We start from the raw sequence: 20,053 nt of genomic DNA on the forward strand, positions 1-20,053 counted from the left end.
TCACTGCGCGGTGGTTGCTGCGGGCGCTGACGGGTTCACAGCGGTGCCGCCAGAGGCCCCGCCCAGCCGGGACACCATGACCTGGTCGATGCGGTAGCTGTCCACGTCCAGCACCTCAAACTTGTAGCCGCCCCAACTCACGCTGTCGGTGCGGCGCGGCACGCGGCGCAGCATCACCATCAGGAAGCCCGCCAGGGTTTCATATTCGCCAGTGTGCGGCAACTCGTCCAGCGACAGTGCGTGCAGCACATCCTCAATGGGCGTCACACCGTCGATGAGCCAGGAGTTTTCATCCCGTCGCACGATCTGCTCCTCATCCACCGGGCCCACCAGATCGCCCATCACGGTGCTCATCACGTCGTTCAGCGTGACCACGCCCACCACCAGGCTGTATTCGTTCACGATGACCGCAAAGTCCTCGTGCACCTGGCGGAACTGCTCCAGCACTTCCGACAAGGTGAGCCGGTCGGGCACGATCAGCACCTTGCGCACCAGGCTGTCGTCGGCCAGTGAAATCGGCTGGTTGTTCAGCACGCGCTGAAACAGGTCCTTGGCATCCACATAGCCGACCACATGGTCGATGTCGCCCTCGCAGACCGGGTAGGTTGAAAACGGCTCGGCTGCAATGCGCAGGCGGATCACCGAGTCGGGCTCGTCGCGCAGGAAGAACGCCACCCGGTCGCGCGGCGACATGGCGCTGGACACAGTGCGCGTGTCCAGCTCAAACACGTTGGTGATGACCTGTTGCTCGCGCGCTGCCAGCACCCCGGCGCGGGCACCGGCCTCCATCATCGCCAGGATATCGTCCGAGGTGATGCGGTCGTCCCGCAACGATGACAAGCCCAGCAGGCGGAACAGCGCGTCCGCCCCCCGGCTGTAGAACCACACCAGCGGCCGCAACAGCGTCATGCACCAGGCCATGGGCTGTGCCAGCCGTATCACCAGCCGTTCGGGCTCTGCCATGCCCAGGCGTTTGGGGAACAGGTCGGCAAACAGGATGAACAGCGAGGTAATGATGAGGAAGGAGGCCAGGAACCCCGCCCGCTCGGCCGAGGGGCCCGACATCCACAGCGCAAACAGTTCGCTGAAATGCGGGCTCAGCGCCCCTTCGCCCACGATACCGCCCAGGATGGCCACGGCGTTTTGTCCCACCTGCACCACCGTGAAATAGTCGCCCGGCTGCTCTTGCATGCGCAGCACCCGGTCCGCGCGCGCGTCGCCTTCGTCGGCCATCTGGCGCAGGCGCAGGCGGCGGGCGGCCGCAAGCGAAATCTCGGCCATGGAGAAAAAGGCGCTGGCTGCAATCAGCAGCCCGATCACGAAGAGGCTTTGGGACAGGGTCATGGGACGAGGGTGGAGCCGGTGCACAGTGTGTGTGCCACGGGCCACCAAGTGTATCTGCGCACCTTGTGCGCCGGCCTGCTGATGTTGTCTGGGTGGGTGGTGCCAACCCTGCGCCAGGCCGTTGCTTGGCGTGGCGGGGGAGGCGGCACCAGCAGGCGACCGCGCTACTTACTGCACAAAGCCGATGCGGCTGCGCCCCGTGGCGGCCTTGGGCAGGTCGGTGATCTCCACGGTAGATCGACGGTCCAGCCGCGCGTTGCCAAAGCCTGTCATCAGCGCCCGCCGCATCTCGCGCGGGGGCATCTGGGCCAGGTGGTCGAGCACGTCGTCCAGCGGCTCGGGGTCGATCAGGCGGCCCCAGTCATGCCCCGCGCGGATGCCCTGGTACAGATTGCGGGCGATGGTGCGGGCTTGATCCAGCGTGGGCGCCTCCACCTCAAACACGTTCATGCGGTTCAGGATGGGGTCGGGGATGCCGCGCGTGTCGTTGGCTGTGGTGATCCAGATCACCTGGCTCGCGTCGATGGCCACCTCGGCAAACTCGTCGGTAAAGCTCTGGGCTGTGTCGTATTCGAGCAGGCTGTACAGCGCGCCCAGTGGGTCGTATTGCGCATCGCTGCTGGCCTTGTCGATCTCGTCCACCACGATGACCGGGTTGGCGTATTCGCCCTCCACAAGCGCTTCGAACACTTTGCCAGGCCGCGCGCCCTTCCATTGTGCGGACGAGCCCGAGAGCAGCCAGCCAGCGGTCATGGAGCTCATGGGCAGCAGGTTCATGCCCGTGCCCAGCAGTTCGGCCAGATGGCGTGCAAAGTGGGTCTTGCCGATGCCGGGCGGGCCTAGCAGCAGCATGGGCGTGACTTCCAGGCCGTCGCTGCTGTCCTGTGCCAGCGCCACGTGGCGCTTCACGTCGTCCAGCACCTCGGTGAAGTTGGGCAACTGCTCGTACAGGCTGGCCATGTCGGGCACGCCAGAGGGCTTGACCTGAAAACGCTCCGGGCCACGCTCCAGCATGCGTTCGTACACGGTGCGCAGGGTTTCGTATTCGCGCTGGTTGCCCGACTCTTGCAACCGGGCCAGCTTGCGTTCCACATCACCCGGATGGAACACGTTGCGCATCTGGGCCACCGGCAGGCGCAGGGCGGGGGACTGGGGAACAAGGCTATGGCTGGTCATTGCATGCTCCTGTGAGGGTTACGTCACGCAATCATTCAAGCACACAACATGCCCGCTGCTCCATCGGAAAAGCCCCTGATTGGTGCCTCTGTTGCGGGCAAACAAAAAGGGCCGCCCGAAGGCGGCCTGATGGCGGGTGGCGCAACGGCTGCGTCGATCAGCCTTCGGTGCCCAGCACCTGCTTGAGTTCGCCCGATTCGTACATCTCCATCATGATGTCCGAGCCGCCGATGAACTCTCCCTTCACGTACAGCTGGGGGATCGTGGGCCAGTTGCTGTATTCCTTGATGCCCTGGCGGATTTCGTCGTCTTCCAGCACGTTGACGGTGACCACGCTCTTGGGGTCCACGCCGCAGGCCTTCAGGATCTGGATCGCGCGGCCGGAGAAGCCGCACATGGGGAAGCTGGCGCTGCCCTTCATGAACAGCAGGATGTCGCTGGATTTGACGAGGGCGTCGATGCGTTGTTGGGTGTCGCTCATGGGGAAAACTCCTGGTAAAGGGGCTGGCGGGCAGGGGGGGCTAGGAGCCCGCGATGGGGTGGATTATTTCACTGTCTGCGCCAAGGGCCACTGCCCGCCCGTGCAACGCGCAATGCCAGCGAGGTCATTGCGGCTTTGCACCTGGGCAAAGCCGTGGGCGGCAAGCAGCGCCTGCACGGCTTGGGCCTGGTCGTAGCCATGCTCCAGCAGCAGCCAGCCGCCGGGGCGCAGGTGGGTGGGCGCCTGGGCCACGATGGTGCGGATGTCTTCCAGGCCGTCTGCGCCGCTGGCCAGGGCTTGCAACGGCTCGTGCGTCAGCGCGGCCAGGTGTGGGTCGGCGCTGGGGATGTAGGGCGGGTTGGAGACGATGGCATCGAACAGGCCCTCCACGCCCGCCAGCCAATTGGCTGACTGGAACTGCACGGGCAGGCCCAGCCGCTCGGCATTCGCCTGCGCCACGGCCAGCGCATCGGTACTGGCATCCACCGCCAGCACCTGGGCGTCGGTGCGCTGGCTTTGCAGCGCCAGGGCAATGGCGCCGCTGCCGGTGCCCAGGTCCACCACGCGGGGCGATGCCAGCGGGGCGATCACCTCCAGCGCCCAGTCCACCAGGGTTTCGGTGTCCGGGCGCGGGTCCAGCACGCGCGCGTCCACCTGCAGCGGCAGGCCGTAGAACTCCTTGCGGCCGGTGAGGTAGGCCACCGGCTCGCCCGCCAAACGGCGCTGGCACAGGGCGATGAACTGGGTGTGTACTGCTTCGTCCATGGCGTCGGTGTCGTGTGCCAGCAGCCAGGCGCGGCCTGCATCAGGCCGACCCACGGCGTGCAGCAACAGCAGTTGCGCGTCGATACGCGCCAGGCCCAGTGTGTGGGCCTGCGCCAAAGCCTGGGCGAGGGTGGGGGAGGTGGAGTGGTTCACTATTGTTTTGATAGCCGTTCAGGCATGTGAATCTAGCGCTACCTGCCAATTTTTCTCAAATTCTGGCCTGGCTCACGCGGTGGCGCCCATCTCCAGCTCTTCCAGCTGCTCGGCCTCGCGGGCATGCTGCAGGGCCTGCAGCACATCGCCCAGGTCGCCTTCCATCACGGCCAGCAGCTTGTACAGCGTGAGGTTGATGCGGTGGTCGGTCAGGCGCCCCTGCGGGAAGTTGTAGGTGCGGATGCGGTCGCTGCGGTCGCCGCTGCCGATCAGGCCCTTGCGCAGCGCGGCCTCCTTGGCGGCGCGTTCGCTGCGCTCTTTCTCCTGGATGCGGGCCTGCAGCACCTGCAGCGCCTTGGCCTTGTTGCTGTGCTGGCTGCGGCCGTCCTGGCATTCGGCCACGATGCCGGTGGGCAAGTGCACCACGCGCACGGCAGAGTCGGTCTTGTTGATGTGCTGACCGCCCGCGCCGCTGGCGCGGAAGGTGTCGATGCGCAGGTCCGCCGGGTTCAGCGTGACGGCCTGGTGCTCATCGGGCTCGGGCATCACGGCCACGGTGCAGGCGCTGGTGTGGATGCGGCCCTGCGTTTCGGTGGCGGGCACGCGCTGCACGCGGTGGCCGCCGGATTCGAACTTGAGCGCGCCGTAGACATGGTCGCCCTCCACGCGCAGCACGATTTCCTTGTAGCCGCCCAGCTCGCTTTCGTTGGCGCTCATGATCTCCACCTTCCAGCCCTGGGTGGCGGCATAGCGGGTGTACATGCGGGTCAGGTCGGCGGCGAACAGGGCGGATTCATCGCCGCCCGTGCCCGCGCGGATTTCGACGAAGGCATTGCGCGCGTCGTCGGGGTCTTTGGGCAGCAGCAGGCGCTGGAGTTCATCCTCCAGCAGCACCAGCTCGGCCTCGGCGCTGGCGATTTCTTCCTGTGCCATTTCGGCCATGTCGGGCGAATCGGCAGAAGACACCAGCATCTCGCGCGCACCGGCTAGGTCGGCCTCGCGCTGCTGGTAGCGGGCGTAGCGGCCGGCGACCTGCGTGACTTCGGCATGTTCGACGGAGATGCGCCGGTACTGCGCCATGTCGCTCATGATGTCTTCGCGCGAGAGCAGAAAGTCGAGTTCGCCCAGGCGTTGTGCGTAGCGCTCCAGCTGGCTTCGGAGAAAGGGTTTCATGGAATTCTGGGAAAAGGATTTGCTACAGATTTGGTAGCTGGTAGCGCTTATATATCATGCGCTTGAGGCCGATTTGGCTCAAATCGGAACGGCTGCGGAGCGGGCGAGCGCCGCTACAGGCCGTTGTTGTGGGGGGGCTTGCTTTGCGAGCGCAGGAACAGGCGTGAGACGGTCTGGGCCGTCTGGGCGCGCATCTCGGCATCGCCCGCGCGCAGCTCGGCCAGGGTGCCGTGCAGCATCTTTTGCGTGAGGCCGCGCGAGAGGGCTTCGAGCACGGCGTCCACATCCTCGCCCTTGGCCAGCAGCTTCTTGGCGCGGGCGATTTCCAGCGCGCGCCATTCGTCCGTCTGGGCGTTGAGCTGCTGGATCAGCGGCACGACGCCGCCCTCGGCAGCAGCGGGGCTGCGCAACTCCATCCAGTGCATGAAGCTCTGCACACCGGCGTCAATGATGGCTTCGGCCTGCGCCACGGCGGCCTGGCGGTTGGCTTGCGCGGTCTGCACCACAGTGGCCAAGTCGTCCACGGTGTACAGGTAGACGTCGCCCAGGGCTTTCACCTCGGGCTCGATGTCGCGCGGCACGGCCAGGTCCACCATGAAGATGGGGCGGTGGCGGCGCTTCTTGAGCGCGCGCTCCACGGCACCCAGGCCGATGATGGGCAGGCTGCTGGCGGTGCAGCTGATGACGGCGTCGAACTCGTGCAGACGCTCGGGCAGGTCGGCCAGGCGCATCACCTCACCGCCAAAGCGGGTGGCGAGCTTTTCGCCACGCTCCAGCGTGCGGTTGGCAATGGCGATGGCCTTGGGGTTCTTGGCCGCGAAGTGCGTGGCGCACAGCTCGATCATCTCGCCCGCGCCTACAAACAGCACACGGATCTTGGAGAGGTCTTCAAACAGCTGGCTGGCCAGGCGCACGGCGGCGGCGGCCATGCTGATGCTGTGCGCGCCGATCTCGGTGCTGGTGCGCACTTCCTTGGCCACGGCAAAGCTGCGCTGGAACAGCTGGTTGAGCGTGGTGCCTAGTGCGCCGGCCGTTTCGGCGGCGCGCACCGCGTCTTTCATCTGGCCCAGGATCTGGGCCTCGCCCAGCACCATCGAATCGAGCCCGCTGGCCACGCGGAAGGCATGGCGGGCGACGAGGCTGTCTTCGAGGGTGTAGGAGTGCGAGCGCAGCAGCGCGGGGCTCACGCCACCGCTCTGTGCCAGCCAGCCCAGCGTGTGGTCCATGGCCGGCGCCTCGGCCGCACAGTAAATCTCGGTGCGGTTGCAGGTGGAAATGATGGCGGTTTCCACCCCCGGGTGCCGGGTGTTACTGCCCAGCGACTGGCGCAAACCATGCAGGGTGGGCGCAATCTGGTCGAGCGCAAACGCAAACCGGCCACGCAGATCGAGCGGCGCGGTGGTGTGGTTGATGCCGAGGGCCCAGACTGCCATATGCTGCAATTATAAAATTGTTGGCCCGAACAGGCGGCCTTGCTTGTTCAAGCCTTGATTTGGGTCAATTCCATGGGTCCGCTGGACATCGCCAACCACCTCCTCAATTTTGTTGCACCCGCTGCTGCCGTGGCGCTCGTGCTGGTGCTTTCGGGCCGCCTGGTGGGCTCGCGCAGTGCCTCTGCGATGTCGGTGTGGCTGCGTGGGGCGATTCTGTTTGCCGTGGGGGTGGCAGTGCTCGCGGCAGGGCTGGTGCTGTGGGGGCGCGACGGCAAGATGCTCACCTATGCCGCGCTGGTCGTGGCCTGCGCCACCTGCCAGTGGGTGCTGGTGCGGGGCTGGAAGGCCTGAAGCTTTCAGCAAGCCGTCGCATTTTTTGAGGGTTTGCGAGAGGTGCTTTGGAGGGCTGCCGCGCCCTGGTGTCTGATAGCCTCTTTGCATCTTCCCATGCGGCCGCCACGGTCCGCGTCGGCGGAGGCGGCAAGTATCCCTCACACCCACAACCAAAGCTGGAGACACCCCCATGAAGCTGCTGCGTACCTGCATCACCCTGGCCGCAGGCCTGACCTTGGCTGCCGCCGTGCATGCGCAGGCGTTTCCGTCCAAGCCCGTTCGTATCGTGGTGGGTTTCCCCGCCGGCGGGCCGCTGGACCAGCATGCGCGCCTGCTGTCCGACAAGCTGCAGACCGTGTTGGGCCAACCCGTGGTGATGGACTACAAGGCCGGTGCCGGTGGCACCGTGGGTGCGCAGGAGGTCATGCGAGCGCCCCCGGACGGCCACACCATCATGCTGGCCAACACGGGGGTGATGGTTATCAACCCCGCGCTGTACAGCCGCCTGCCCTACGCGACCCTGAAGGACTTTGTGCCCGTGGCGCGCACCGCCATGCAGCCGCTGGCCTTGCTGGTCAACCCCAGCGTGCCCGCGAAGAACCTGCAGGAGTTCATGGCCTATGCCAAGTCGCGGCCCGGCCAGGTCAACTTTGGCTCGGCGGGCAATGGCGGCATCAGCCACCTGGTGCCCGAGATGTTCAAGACGGCCACGGGCCTGTTCATGGTGCACATCCCCTACCGGGGCAGCGCGCCCGCGTTCACCGACCTCATGGGAGGGCAGGTGCAGTTCATGGCCGAGAGCATTCCCCAGGCTGCGTCGTACCACAAGCAAGGCAAGGTGCGCGCCCTGGCCGTGACCAGCAAAGAGCGCAACCCCGCGCTGCCCGAGGTGCCCACGGTGATCGAGAGCGGTATCAAGGGCTTTGAGGTGGTGGGCTTTTACGGCTTTCTGGCGCCCGCAGGCACGCCCAAGGACGTGGTCAACAAGCTCAGTGACGCCTTTGGCCAGGTGCTGCAGATGCCCGACGTGCGCAACCGCATGGTGAGCCAGGGCGCAGACCCGGCGTTTTTGGGCGCAGACGACTTTGCCAAGTTCCTGGCCGCCGAAATGCCGCGCTGGGCGGATGCTGTCAAGAAGTCCGGCGCGAAGATGGATTGACCCTCTGAGGCGCTAAGCGCCTCCCCCCTGAAGGGGGGCGCCACCAGTGGCCCGGTGAGGCCGGCCCACGGTGGCCGCTGGATTGGGATGGGGGTGTTTTGGTGAAGTGGTGCCCTATGGCTTGGCGGGCGAGAAAAAATCCACCCGGTCGGTGATGATGCCGTCCGTGCCCAGCGCGATGAGGCGGTGCGCTGCCCAGTCATCGTTCACCGTGTAGCTCAGCGTACGCATGCCCATGCCGTGCACTTGGGCCACCAGGGCCTGGTCCCACAGCGCATGGTTGCACACGATGGCCCCGCAGCCCAGCGCCTGGGCTTTGTCCAAACACCCGTCCCACAGTGCGTCGATGAGCAGCGCGCGGGGTATGTGGGGGGCGGTGGCCATGGCACCGGCCAGTGCCTCGGGCTTGAATGACGAGAACAGGGGCGGCACAGCCTGGCCTTGCCACAGCCGCGCAGCGTATTCACCCACCACGCGGCCAGTCACTTCTTCCTGCCCCGGCGTGGGCTTGATCTCGATGTTCAGGAAAAAACCGTTGGCGATGCAGTAGCGCGCCAGGTTCTCCAGGGTGGGCAGGGGCTCGCCCGCGTGGCTGCGAGAGTGCCAGCCGCCGGCGTCCAACTGGGCGAGCTCGGCCCAGGGCAGATCACCGCCGGTGCCGTGGCCGTTGGTCGTGCGCTCCAGCGTGGCGTCGTGCATCAGAAAGGGCACGCCGTCGCTGCTCAGCTTGGCGTCGCACTCGAACATGCGGTAGCCGTACTGGGCGCCCATCCGGAACGCGGCCAGGGTGTTTTCAGGGGCCAGCTTGCCAGCGCCACGGTGGGCGATCCAGCGGGGGTAGGGCCAGGGGGCGAGGGGTGAAGAGGGTGCGCTCATGCGGGTTCACCAAATTTCAGCAGATTGCCGTGGGGGTCGATGACGAACATCTCCTTCATGCCCCAGGGCTGGACGGTAGGGGGCGCCAGTTGCAGGCCCCGTGCCGTGAAATCCGCGTGCAGCAAGCCAGTGTCTGCACGCACGTAGCACGAGGTGTTTTCTGCAATGTGACGCTCGGTGCAGTGCCAGAAGTGCAGTTCGCAGCCGTCGCGCTGCAGGATCAGGTAGTTGTCCATCTCCAGCAGCGCGGTGAAGCCCAGCCGTTCGACGTAGAACTGCCGGGTTTCCGCCAGGTGCAGGGAGGCCAGCACCGGCACGGTGGCCAGAATGCCTTGCCCGGCGCGGACGGCTTCACCCAGCTGCACAGGCTCAGCCGGGGATGCGTTTGCCCGTGGTGGCATCGAACGCATGCAGGCGGTCGGGGCGCGGCAGCACATGGATCACCGCGTCGGGCTGCGGCGCGTGGGTGCCTTCTTCCACGCGCACGATGATCTGTTCGCCGTTGAGGCGGCCGTAGATCAGGCGCTCAGCACCCAGCAGCTCCACGGTTTCGACCGTGACGGCCCAGCCCTCGCTGCCCACGTCCAGATGCTCGGGGCGGATGCCGAGGATGGTTCCCGGCTTGGCGCCCGGGGCGTTCTTGAGCAGGTTCATGGGGGGCGAGCCGATGAAGCTGGCCACAAAGGTGGAGGCGGGCGTGTGGTAGACCTCTTCGGGCGTACCGAACTGTTCCATGTTGCCCGCGTTCATCACGATCATGCGCTGGGCCAGCGTCATGGCCTCGACCTGGTCGTGCGTCACGAACAGGCTGGTGATGCCCAGCTCGCGGTGCAGCTTCTGGATCTCCAGGCGGGTCTGGGCGCGCAGCTTGGCGTCCAGGTTGGACAAGGGCTCGTCAAACAGGAACACCTGCGGCTGGCGCACGATGGCGCGGCCCATGGCCACGCGCTGGCGTTGGCCGCCAGACAGTTCACGTGGCTTGCGCTCCAGCAAGTGCGAGAGTTCGAGGATCTTGGCGGCCTTGTCCACGCGGCGCTGGATTTCTTCCTTGGGCACCTTGGCGATCTTCAGGCCATAGGCCATGTTCTCGTAGTTCGTCATGTGCGGGTACAGCGCATAGTTCTGGAACACCATGGCGATGTCGCGCTGGGCGGGTTCCAGGTCGTTGACCACGCGGTCGCCGATGCGCAGTTCGCCGCCGGAGATTTCTTCCAGGCCCGCCACCATGCGCAGCAGGGTGGACTTGCCGCAGCCCGAGGGGCCGACGATGACGACGAACTCGCCGTCCTTGATCTCGGCGTTCACGCCGTGGATGACCTGGTTGGCCTTGGGGCCCACGCCGTAGCGCTTGACGATGTTGCGAAGAGAGAGGGATGCCATATGTGCAATGAATTTGATAGCTACAGGGGCTTATTGAACAAGCGCTTGCAGGGGTTTTGTCCTATTTTTCGGTATCCACCAGGCCTTTGACGAACCAGCGCTGCATCACCACCACCACAAAGGCAGGCGGCAGCATGGCCAGCAGGGCCGTGGCCATCACGATGTTCCACTCGTTGCCTGCATCGCCGCCGGCCAGCATGCGCTTGATGCCGATGACCACGGGGTACATGTCCTCGGAGGTGGTCACCAGCAAGGGCCAGAGGTACTGGTTCCAGCCGTAGATGAACTGGATCACGAACAGCGCGGCAATCGAGGTGCGCGACAGCGGCACCAGGATGTCCTTGAAAAAGCGCATGGGGCCGGCGCCGTCCACGCGTGCGGCCTCCACCAGCTCATCGGGCACCGTGAGGAAGAACTGCCGGAACAGGAAGGTGGCAGTGGCCGAGGCGATCAGCGGCACGGTCAGGCCCGCGTAGGTGTTGAGCATGCCCAGGTTGGACACGACCTGGTAGGTGGGCCCGATGCGCACTTCCACCGGCAGCATCAGCGTGATGAAGATCAGCCAGAAGCAGATGCCCTTGAAGGGAAAGCGGAAGTACACGATGGCAAACGCCGACAGCAGCGAGATGGCGATCTTGCCCAGGGTGATGACGATGGCGGTGATGAAACTCACCCACATCATGCGGGCCACAGGGGCGCTGGAGCCGGGGCCTGAGCCGCCGCCAAACAGCGCATCGTGGTAGGTCTGCCAGAAGTTGCTGCCGGGCACCATGGGCATGGGCACCTGCACGATGTCCTGCGCCGTGTGGGTGGAGGCCACGAAGGCCAGGTACAGCGGGAAGCCGACGATGATCACGCCCAGCACCATGATGAGGTGCGAGAACGCGGTGAGGTAGGGACTACGTTCAACCATTTCAGTACTGCACTTTCTTCTCGACGTAGCGGAATTGGATGACCGTCAGCACCACGACGATGGCCATCAGCACCACCGACTGCGCGGCCGAACCGCCCATGTCCATGGCCTTGAAACCGTCGTGGTAGACCTTGTAGACCAGGATGGAGGTGTCGCGCCCGGGGCCGCCCTGCGTGGTCGAATCCACGATGGCAAAGGTGTCGAAGAACGCGTACACGACGTTGATCACCAGCAGGAAGAAGGTGGTGGGCGACAGCAGCGGGAACTGGATGCTCCAGAACCGGCGCCAGGGGCCGGCGCCGTCGATGGCGGCAGCTTCGATCAGCGACTTGGGGATGGACTGCAGGCCTGCGAGGAAAAACAGGAAGTTGTAGGAGATCTGCTTCCACACCGCAGCAATCACGATCAGCGTCATCGCGTGGTCGGAGTTGAGCATGTGGTTCCAGTCAAAGCCCGACTGGCGCAGCATGTACGCCACCACACCCAGCGAGGGGGAGAACATGAACATCCACAGCACACCGGCCACCGCAGGGGCCACGGCGTAGGGCAGCAGCAGGGCGGTCTTGTAGACGATGGCGCCCTTGATGATGCGGTCGGCAAAGATCGCGAGGATCAGCGACAGGCCAATGCCCACCACCGCCACCAGAATCGAGAAGAAGGCCGTGGTCTTGAAGGATGCCAGGTAGCCTGGGTCCTCGAACAGGGCCTTGAAGTTGTCCAGCCCCACCCATTCGGTGGACATGCCGAAGCTGTCCTGCATCTGGAACGACTGCACCAGGGCCTGGCCTGCAGGCCAGAAGAAGAACACACTGATGATGACCAGCTGTGGCGCCAGAAGCACCCAGGGCAGCCATGCAGAGCGGAAAAGTACGCGTTTTTCCATGACGAAACTCTCAAAAAGAAAACCCCGCCGCCCCGTGAACCATGCTGGTTGACGGGGCGGCGGGCTTTCGGTGTCATCCTGCTGTGGGGCAGGGTGGCACCGACAGATGGTGGACCGTACTTACTTGTTGGCGCGTGCGAAGCGGGCCAGTTGTTCGTTGCCACGGGTCACAGCGGTGTCCAGGGCTTCCTTGGGCGACTTCTTACCCGACCAGATCTGTTCGGTTTCCTCGTCGATGATCGTGCGGATCTGCACGAAGTTGCCCAAGCGGATGCCGCGCGACTTGTCGGTGGCCTTGCGGATCATCTGCGTCACGGCCACATCGGTGCCGGGGTTCTTGTCATAGAAACCAGAGGCTTCGGTGAGCTTGTACGCGCCCATGGTCACAGGCAGGTAGCCCGTGCGCTGGTGGCTGGCGGCCTGCACCTTGGTGTCGTTCAGGAAGTTCAGGAAGCTGGCCACACCCTTGTATTCCTCGGGCTTCTTGCCGGCCATCACCCACAGGCTGGCACCACCGATGGCGGTGTTCTGGGGAGCGCCCTTCACATCAGGGTAGTAGGGCAGGGTGGAGATGCCGTAGGCAAACTTGGCTTCCTTGGCCACGCGGGCGTACAGGCCCGACGAGCCGGTGATCATGGCGCATTCACCGGAGGGGAAGGATGCATCGGCGGTGTTGTTGCGGCCCTTGTAGACGAAGCTGCCTTCCTTGGAGGCCTTGGCCAGGTTCTCGAAGTGGCGAACGTGCAGGGGGGTGTTGATCTGCAGCTGGGCGTCGTTGCCGTCAAAGCCGTTGTTCTTCGATGCGAACAGCGTGTTGTGCCACAGCGAGAAGCTTTCCAGCTGCGTCCAGCTCACCCAGCTGGTGGTGAACGGGCAGCTGTGGCCGCTGGCCTTCAGCTTGGAGGCAGCAGCAAACACTTCGGGCCAGGTCTTGGGCGGCTTGTCGGCGTCCAGGCCGGCCTTCTTGAAGGCGTCCTTGTTGTAATAGAAGATGGTGGTGGAGCTGTTGAGCGGGTAGCTCAGCATCTGGCCGTTGGGGGCGGTGTAGTAGCCGGCCACTGCGGACACGTATTCGGTGGGCTCAAACTTGAAGCCTGCGTCGTTCAGCACCTTGGCCGCAGGCACTATGGCGCCCTTGCTGGCCATCATGGTGGCGGTGCCCACTTCGAACACCTGCAGGATGTGGGGGGCATTGCCGGCGCGGAACGCGGCGATGGCACCGGTCATCGATTCGTCATACTGGCCCTTGTAAGTGGGAACCACTTTGTACTGGGTCTGGCTGGCGTTGTATTGCTTGGCCAGGTCATTGACCCAGTCGCCCAGCGCTGCACTCATCGAGTGCCACCATTGGATCTCAATGGGAGCCTGCGCTTGTGCAGGCACGCAGACCGACATGGCAACAGCAGCACAGACCGCCAGAAGCTTCGTTTTCATGAATATTTCCTCCGAGGATGACGAAAAGCACAAGGGCCGGATGCTATGCAGCCTTTGTGACATTGATATGTCGTTGTCGCATGACCTCGCGGCATGCATCAACCGGGGAAACCCCTTGGGTTACCCGTGAGGGGTGCGATTGTGACCTTTTTGTGACAAGGTGTGGCGCATTTGCCGAGGCTTGCAAGGTTTTGTGCAATGCACCATGCTGGTGACTGTTCACCTGCGTGGGCACCCTCGGTTCGTTCGCGCCGTCGCGCGCCGGACGTTTCCTTCTTTCACCCCTTCTCCTTCATCGCCATGGCCACCAATTCGCTCGACAAGAACAAGATCAAGTTTCTGCTGCTCGAAGGCATCCACTCCTCCGCAGTGGATGTGATCCGGGCGGCGGGCTATACGCAGATCGAGACGGTGTCCGGTGCGCTGCCGGACGAGGAGCTCAAGCGCAAGATCGCTGATGTGCACTTTGTGGGCATCCGTTCGCGCACCCAGCTCACCGAAGAGGTGTTTGCCCAGGCCCACAAGCTGGTGGCAGTGGGCTGCTTCTGTATTGGCACCAACCAGGTGGACCTGAATGCGGCGCGCGAGCGGGGCATTGCGGTGTTCAACGCGCCTTACTCCAACACCCGCTCTGTGGCCGAGCTGGTGCTGGCCGAGGCCATCCTGCTGCTGCGCGGGGTGCCTGAGAAGAACGCCGTGGCGCATCGGGGCGGCTGGCTCAAGAGCGCCGACAACGCCTACGAAATCCGCGGCAAGACCCTGGGCATCGTGGGTTATGGCTCCATCGGCACGCAGTTGTCGGTGCTGGCCGAGGCGCTGGGCATGCACGTGGCCTTCTTTGATGTGGTCAACAAGCTGCCTCTGGGCAATGCGCGGCAGGTGCAGCACCTGCACGACCTGCTGGGCCAGAGCGACATTGTGAGCCTGCATGTGCCCGAGCTGCCCTCTACCGAGGGCATGATCGGCGCCGCCGAAATTGCGGCCATGAAGCCCGGCGGCATCCTCATCAACGCCGCGCGGGGCACGGTGGTGGATATTGAGGCGCTGGCTGCGGCCCTCAAGGCCAAGAAGCTGCTGGGCGCCGCCATCGACGTGTTCCCGGTCGAGCCGCGCACCAACAAGGACGAGTTCCAGTCGCCCCTGCGCGGGCTGGACAACGTGATCCTGACCCCGCACATCGGCGGCTCCACCATGGAGGCGCAGGCCAACATTGGCCTGGAGGTAGCCGAGAAGCTGGTGAAGTACAGCGACAACGGCACCAGCACCTCGTCGGTCAACTTCCCGGAGGTGGCGCTGCCCGCCCACCCTGGCAAGCACCGTCTGCTGCACATCCACCGCAACGTGCCGGGGGTGCTGTCCGAGATCAACCGCATCTTCTCGGACAACGCCATCAATGTGTCGGCTCAGTACCTGCAGACCAACGAGAAGATCGGCTATGTGGTGATCGACATCGATGCTGCCTCGTCCGACCTGGCGCTGGACAAGCTGGCCCGGGTGAGTGGCACCCTGCGCAGCCGCGTGCTGTTCTGAGGCTCTGGCAGGGCTGCTTCGGCTCAGCCGGGCAGCCCTGGCCCGGCAAGCCGTAGGCCGGTGGCTTAAAATCGCGCCCCCACCCCAGGTAGACCCCCATGAATGTACCGATCGCGCTGGCGGCCTTGCAGACGCAGGCCGCCGAGCCTGCCCGACTGCGAGAAATTCCCTATAACTACACCTCGTTCTCCGACCGGGAGATCGTGATCCGGCTGCTGGGCTCCGCCTCCTGGGAGGTGCTGGACCAATTGCGCAAAGAGCGCCGCACGGGCCGCTCGGCCCGCATGCTGTATGAGGTGCTGGGCGATATCTGGGTGGTGCAGCGCAACCCCTACCTGCAGGACGACCTGCTGGACAACCCCGGCCGCCGCAAGCTGCTGGTTGATGCGCTGAACCACCGGCTGGCCGAGATCGAAAAGCGCCGCACCCCCGCCGACGACGCCGACCGCGACCGCCTCGTGGGCGAGCTCGTCGTCGCCGCGCGCCGTGCGGTGGCCGAGTTCAACGCCACTTTCGAGCAGGCCGCGCAGCTGCGCCGCCAGATCCAGAAAACCCTGGGCCGCCTCACGGCCAAGGACAACATCAAGTTCGACGGCCTCTCGCGCGTGTCCCACGTGACCGACGCGACCGACTGGCGCGTCGAGTACCCCTTTGTGGTGCTCACGCCCGACACCGAGGCCGAGATGGCGGGCCTGGTCAAGGGCTGTATTGAACTGGGCCTGACCATCATTCCCCGTGGGGGCGGCACCGGCTACACCGGCGGCGCGATCCCGCTGACGTGGAAGAGCGTGGTCATCAACACCGAAAAGCTCGAAGCCATGACCGAGGTGGAGATGCGCCGCCTGCCGGGCCTGGACCGCGAAGTGGGCACGGTGTGGACCGAGGCCGGCGTGGTCACCCAGCGCGTGGCCGATGCGGCCGAGCGCGCAGGTTTTGTGTTTGCGGTGGACCCGACCAGCGCCGAAGCATCGTGCATTGGCGGCAACATCGCCATGAACGCAGGCGGCAAAAAGGCCGTGCTGTGGGGCACTGCGCTGGACAACCTGGCCAGCTGGCGCATGGTCACGCCCGACGCCCAGTGGCTGGAGGTGACGCGCCTGGACCACAACATGGGCAAGATCCATGACGTGGAGGTCGCCACCTTCGAGCTGCAGTACTTCGAGGCCGATGGCAAGACGCCCGTGCGCACCGAGCGGCTTGAAATTCCGGGCCGCACCTTCCGCAAAGAAGGCTTGGGCAAGGACGTGACGGACAAGTTCCTGGCGGGCTTGCCCGGCATCCAGAAGGAAGGCTGCGACGGCCTCATCACCAGCGCGCGCTGGGTGGTGCACCGCATGCCCGAGCACACGCGCACCGTATGCCTGGAGTTCTTCGGCAACGCCAAGGACGCCGTGCCCAGCATCGTCGAGATCAAGGACTTCATGTTCGCCGAGCAAAAGCGCAGTGGCGTGCTGCTGGCGGGCCTGGAGCATCTGGATGACCGCTACCTGAAGGCTGTGGGCTACGCCACCAAGAGCAAGAAGGGCAACGGCGGCCTGCCCAAGATGGTGCTGATTGGCGACATTGCCGGTGACAACGCCGATGACGTGGCCCGCGTGACCAGCGAGGTCGTGCGCCTGGCCAACACCCGCAGCGGCGAAGGCTTCGTGGCCATCACAGCCGATGCGCGCAAGAAGTTCTGGGCCGACCGCAAGAAGACGGCGGCCATCAGCCGCCACACCAACGCCTTCAAGATCAACGAAGACGTGGTGATCCCGCTGCCACGCATGGCCGAGTACACCGACGGCATCGAGCGCATCAACATCGAACTGAGCCTGCGCAACAAGCTCAAGCTGTGCGACGCGCTGACCGAGTTCTTCGAGCGTGGCAACCTGCCCCTGGGCAAGCACGACGCCGACGACGAGGTGCCTTCGCCCGAGCTTCTGCAAGACCGCGTGGCCCAGGCCATCGCCCTGGTCGAAGAGGTGCGCGCCCTGTGGCAGGGCTGGCTGCACGATGTGGAAACCCTGTTCCCCCAGCTGCAGGACCACACGCTGCGTGCCAGCTGGAAGACCCAGCTGCGTGCGCCGCTGCAAGGCATCTTCACCGGTGCGGCGTTCAAGCCCATCCTGGACGAGGCCGTGGCCATCCACAAGCGCGTGCTCAAGGGCCGCGTGTGGGTGGCGTTGCACATGCATGCGGGCGACGGCAACGTGCACACCAACATCCCCGTCAACAGCGACGACTACGAGATGCTGCAGACGGCGCACGAGGCCGTGGCGCGCATCATGGTGCTGGCGCGCAGCCTCAATGGCGTGATCTCCGGCGAACACGGCATTGGCATCACCAAGCTGGAGTTTTTGACCGACGACGAACTGCGTCCCTTTGCCGAATACAAGCGCAAGGTGGACCCGGAAGGCCGCTTCAATAAAGGCAAGCTGCTCCGAAATCAGGAGCAACCAGGGCATGTTCCACTAGCGCTTGGTGCCGATTCGGCTTCAAAACCTGCGCTGCATGCCGATCTGACCAACGCCTACACGCCCAGCTTCGGGCTGATGGGCCACGAGTCGCTGATCATGCAGCAGAGCGACATCGGCGCCATTGCCGATTCGGTCAAGGACTGCCTGCGCTGCGGCAAGTGCAAGCCCGTGTGCTCCACGCACGTGCCGCGCGCCAACCTGCTGTACAGCCCGCGTAACAAGATCCTGGCGACCTCGCTGCTGGTCGAGGCGTTTTTGTACGAAGAGCAGACCCGCCGGGGCGTGAGCATCAAGCACTGGCAGGAGTTTGAAGACGTGGCCGACCACTGCACGGTGTGCCACAAGTGCGAGAGCCCTTGCCCGGTGAAGATCGACTTCGGCGACGTCACCATGAACATGCGCAACCTGCTGCGCAAGATGGGCAAGAAGACCTTCCGCCCTGGCAACGCGCTGGCCATGACCATGCTCAATGCCACCAACCCCGACACCATCAAGCTGATGCGCTCGGCCATGGTGGACGTGGGCTTCAAGGCCCAGCGCATGGCCGTGGACCTGCTGCGCAAGGTGGGCCGCAAGCAAACGGCCAAGCCGCCAGCCACGGTGGGCACGGCTCCGATCAAGGAGCAGGTGATCCACTTCATCAACAAGAAGCTGCCCGGCGGCCTGCCCAAGAAGACGGCGCGTGCGCTGCTCGACATCGAGGACAAGGACTACGTGCCGATCATCCGCAACCCGCAGGCCACCACGGCCGAGACGGAGGCGGTGTTCTACTTCCCGGGCTGTGGCTCGGAGCGCCTGTTCTCGCAGGTCGGCTTGGCAACCCAGGCCATGTTGTGGCACGCGGGCGTGCAGACGGTGTTGCCGCCCGGCTACCTGTGCTGCGGCTACCCCCAGCGCGGCTCGGGCCAGTTCGACAAGGCCGAGAAGATGATCACGGACAACCGTGTGCTCTTCCACCGCGTGGCCAACACACTCAACTACCTGGACATCAAGACCGTGGTGGTGAGCTGTGGCACTTGCTATGACCAACTGCAGGGCTACGAGTTTGACAAGATCTTCCCGGGCAGCCGCATCATCGATATCCACGAGTACCTGCTCGAAAAGGGCATCCAGCTGCAAGGCAAGGGCGCCTACCTGTACCACGAGCCCTGCCACAACCCCATGAAGCAGCAGGACTCGATGAAGACCGTGAAGGCGCTGGTGGGCGAACAGGTGCTCAAGAGCGACCGCTGCTGCGGCGAGTCGGGCACGCTGGGCGTGACCCGGCCCGACGTGTCCACGCAGGTGCGCTTCCGCAAGGAAGAAGAAATCCGCAAGGGCGAAGCCAAGCTGCGCGAAAGCGGTGCCGTGGGCCCGCAGGACAACGTGAAGATCCTCACCAGCTGCCCCAGCTGTCTGCAGGGTTTGAACCGCTATGAGGGTGACTTGAACAACGGCCTGCTCGAAGCAGACTACATCGTGGTCGAGATGGCGCGCGAGATTCTGGGCGAGAACTGGATGCCCGAGTACGTACACCGCGCCAACAACGGCGGCATTGAGCGGGTGCTGGTCTGATGGCCTGCCCCTTGTGCGCTGAAGACGGCGGCACATTGGTCTGGCGTGGCGAGCGCCTGCGTGTCATCCGCGCGCAGGAGGCGGGGTTCCCCGCCTTCTACCGCGTGGTGTGGAACGCGCACGTGGCTGAGTTCTCGGACCTGACTGCCGCCGACCGCGTGCATTGCATGGAGGCGGTGACGCTGGTGGAGCAGGCCCTGCGCCAGCACCTGGCGCCCACCAAGGTCAACATCGCGGCCCTGGGCAACATGGTGCCGCACCTGCACTGGCATGTGATTGCACGGTTTGACTGGGACAGCCACTTCCCTGCCCCGGTATGGGCCGCAGCGCAGCGGCCCAGCCCCGCAGCACAAGAGGCCGCCGTGTTGGCCCTGCTGCCCGCGCTGGAGGCGCAGCTGCAGTCTCAGCTGGCGCAGTGGGCCGCCCGGTAACCTGGCTGGCAGCTTGTGCCGGGGCGGGTGGGACAATGGCAGCCGTCGTTTCTGACAACAGTTTTCTCAAGGTGATTCCATGGCAGGTTTGAAAGCGGGCGCTCCCACGCCGCAGGCCCTGACGGTGCATGAACAGTCGCGCGTGCTGGAAGTGGGCTTTTCGGATGGCGCCACGTTCCGCATTCCGTTCGAGCTGATGCGCGTGTACTCGCCCTCGGCCGAAGTGCAGGGCCACGGCCCGGGGCAAGAGGTGTTGCAGACGGGCAAGCGCAATGTGGCGCTGGTCAACCTGGAGCCCGTGGGCAACTATGCCGTCAAGCCCACGTTCTCTGACGGGCACGACAGCGGCATCTTCACCTGGGACTACCTCTACGAGCTGGGCCAGAAGCAGGACGCACTGTGGGCGCAGTACACCGAGCGGCTGGCTGCGGCCGGAGCCGATCGCGACGCGCCCATGGCGCCCAAGGGTGGTGCAGGGGGCCATGCCTGCGGCGGCCACTGAGGCTGTGCGCAGACGCGCCGGGGTGCCAGGCACCCTCAGCTGCACAAGCCCCTGTTCACCAAGGTGCTATTGAA

Annotated in this window: 18 protein-coding genes; 6 read left to right on the plus strand and 12 right to left on the minus strand. The window is 64.9% G+C overall.

Annotated elements, in window-relative coordinates; translation table 11 throughout:
- The 6 genes from paeA to hemA form a co-directional block, all read right to left on the minus strand.
- Positions 1 to 1,344, minus strand: a complete 1,344-nt coding sequence (gene paeA, locus ACODSM_RS18905) for a polyamine export protein PaeA (protein WP_309826362.1) — start codon at positions 1,342 to 1,344, stop codon at positions 1 to 3.
- A gap of 168 nt (positions 1,345 to 1,512) precedes the next feature.
- Positions 1,513 to 2,520: an AAA family ATPase gene (locus ACODSM_RS18910; RefSeq protein ID WP_015012725.1), complete on the minus strand. Its 1,008-nt coding sequence runs from the start codon at positions 2,518 to 2,520 to the stop codon at positions 1,513 to 1,515.
- A gap of 157 nt (positions 2,521 to 2,677) precedes the next feature.
- Positions 2,678 to 3,001: a Grx4 family monothiol glutaredoxin gene (gene grxD, locus ACODSM_RS18915; RefSeq protein WP_015012726.1), complete on the minus strand. Its 324-nt coding sequence runs from the start codon at positions 2,999 to 3,001 to the stop codon at positions 2,678 to 2,680.
- A gap of 63 nt (positions 3,002 to 3,064) precedes the next feature.
- Positions 3,065 to 3,919 (minus strand): peptide chain release factor N(5)-glutamine methyltransferase, encoded by an 855-nt coding sequence (gene prmC / locus ACODSM_RS18920; protein ID WP_488806525.1) that lies wholly within the window; start codon positions 3,917 to 3,919, stop codon positions 3,065 to 3,067.
- Between the two features lie 72 nt (positions 3,920 to 3,991).
- Positions 3,992 to 5,092 carry a peptide chain release factor 1 gene (gene prfA / locus ACODSM_RS18925; RefSeq protein WP_488806526.1) on the minus strand — a complete coding sequence of 367 codons (1,101 nt, stop codon included), beginning with the start codon at positions 5,090 to 5,092 and terminating at the stop codon, positions 3,992 to 3,994.
- A 113-nt stretch (positions 5,093 to 5,205) separates the two neighbouring features.
- Entirely contained in the window at positions 5,206 to 6,525 is a 1,320-nt protein-coding gene (gene hemA, locus ACODSM_RS18930) for a glutamyl-tRNA reductase (protein ID WP_015012729.1), read from the minus strand.
- Positions 6,526 to 6,597: 72 nt separating this feature from the next.
- Between hemA and ACODSM_RS18935 the strand changes: the two genes are divergently transcribed.
- Both ACODSM_RS18935 and ACODSM_RS18940 read left to right on the plus strand, forming a co-directional pair.
- Positions 6,598 to 6,876: a hypothetical protein gene (locus tag ACODSM_RS18935; protein ID WP_309826357.1), complete on the plus strand. Its 279-nt coding sequence runs from the start codon at positions 6,598 to 6,600 to the stop codon at positions 6,874 to 6,876.
- Positions 6,877 to 7,048: 172 nt separating this feature from the next.
- Complete coding sequence (locus ACODSM_RS18940) at positions 7,049 to 8,017, plus strand: Bug family tripartite tricarboxylate transporter substrate binding protein (RefSeq protein ID WP_015012731.1); 969 nt, start codon at positions 7,049 to 7,051, stop codon at positions 8,015 to 8,017.
- Between the two features lie 114 nt (positions 8,018 to 8,131).
- On the opposite strand, the gene ugpQ is transcribed toward ACODSM_RS18940, so the two are convergent.
- The 6 genes from ugpQ to ugpB form a co-directional block, all read right to left on the minus strand.
- A complete protein-coding gene (gene ugpQ, locus ACODSM_RS18945; protein WP_488806527.1) occupies positions 8,132 to 8,893 on the minus strand; it encodes a glycerophosphodiester phosphodiesterase in 762 nt (253 codons plus the stop codon).
- A complete protein-coding gene (locus ACODSM_RS18950) occupies positions 8,890 to 9,258 on the minus strand; it encodes a bleomycin resistance protein (protein ID WP_488806528.1) in 369 nt (122 codons plus the stop codon). Before ACODSM_RS18950 ends, ugpQ begins: the two co-directional genes overlap by 4 nt.
- A 4-nt stretch (positions 9,259 to 9,262) precedes the next feature.
- Entirely contained in the window at positions 9,263 to 10,273 is a 1,011-nt protein-coding gene (locus tag ACODSM_RS18955) for a sn-glycerol-3-phosphate import ATP-binding protein UgpC (protein WP_015012734.1), read from the minus strand.
- A gap of 61 nt (positions 10,274 to 10,334) precedes the next feature.
- Positions 10,335 to 11,186: a sn-glycerol-3-phosphate ABC transporter permease UgpE gene (gene ugpE / locus ACODSM_RS18960; RefSeq protein ID WP_015012735.1), complete on the minus strand. Its 852-nt coding sequence runs from the start codon at positions 11,184 to 11,186 to the stop codon at positions 10,335 to 10,337.
- Position 11,187: 1 nt separating this feature from the next.
- Positions 11,188 to 12,069 (minus strand): sn-glycerol-3-phosphate ABC transporter permease UgpA, encoded by an 882-nt coding sequence (gene ugpA / locus ACODSM_RS18965; protein WP_015012736.1) that lies wholly within the window; start codon positions 12,067 to 12,069, stop codon positions 11,188 to 11,190.
- A gap of 120 nt (positions 12,070 to 12,189) precedes the next feature.
- Positions 12,190 to 13,503: a sn-glycerol-3-phosphate ABC transporter substrate-binding protein UgpB gene (ugpB, locus tag ACODSM_RS18970; protein ID WP_110959697.1), complete on the minus strand. Its 1,314-nt coding sequence runs from the start codon at positions 13,501 to 13,503 to the stop codon at positions 12,190 to 12,192.
- Positions 13,504 to 13,803: 300 nt separating this feature from the next.
- On the opposite strand from ugpB, the gene serA reads away from it, so the two are divergent.
- The 4 genes from serA to ACODSM_RS18990 all read left to right on the plus strand — a co-directional run bounded on the left by serA (position 13,804) and on the right by ACODSM_RS18990 (position 19,979).
- Positions 13,804 to 15,033, plus strand: a complete 1,230-nt coding sequence (serA, locus tag ACODSM_RS18975; RefSeq protein ID WP_488806529.1) for a phosphoglycerate dehydrogenase — start codon at positions 13,804 to 13,806, stop codon at positions 15,031 to 15,033.
- Between the two features lie 98 nt (positions 15,034 to 15,131).
- Positions 15,132 to 19,046: a DUF3683 domain-containing protein gene (locus ACODSM_RS18980; RefSeq protein WP_488806530.1), complete on the plus strand. Its 3,915-nt coding sequence runs from the start codon at positions 15,132 to 15,134 to the stop codon at positions 19,044 to 19,046.
- Entirely contained in the window at positions 19,046 to 19,477 is a 432-nt protein-coding gene (locus ACODSM_RS18985; RefSeq protein ID WP_488806531.1) for an HIT family protein, read from the plus strand. Before ACODSM_RS18980 ends, ACODSM_RS18985 begins: the two co-directional genes overlap by 1 nt.
- A 79-nt stretch (positions 19,478 to 19,556) precedes the next feature.
- Positions 19,557 to 19,979: a gamma-butyrobetaine hydroxylase family protein gene (locus tag ACODSM_RS18990; protein ID WP_015012741.1), complete on the plus strand. Its 423-nt coding sequence runs from the start codon at positions 19,557 to 19,559 to the stop codon at positions 19,977 to 19,979.
- Positions 19,980 to 20,053: the final 74 nt, after the last annotated feature.

The organism is Acidovorax sp. FG42 (assembly GCF_057809195.1).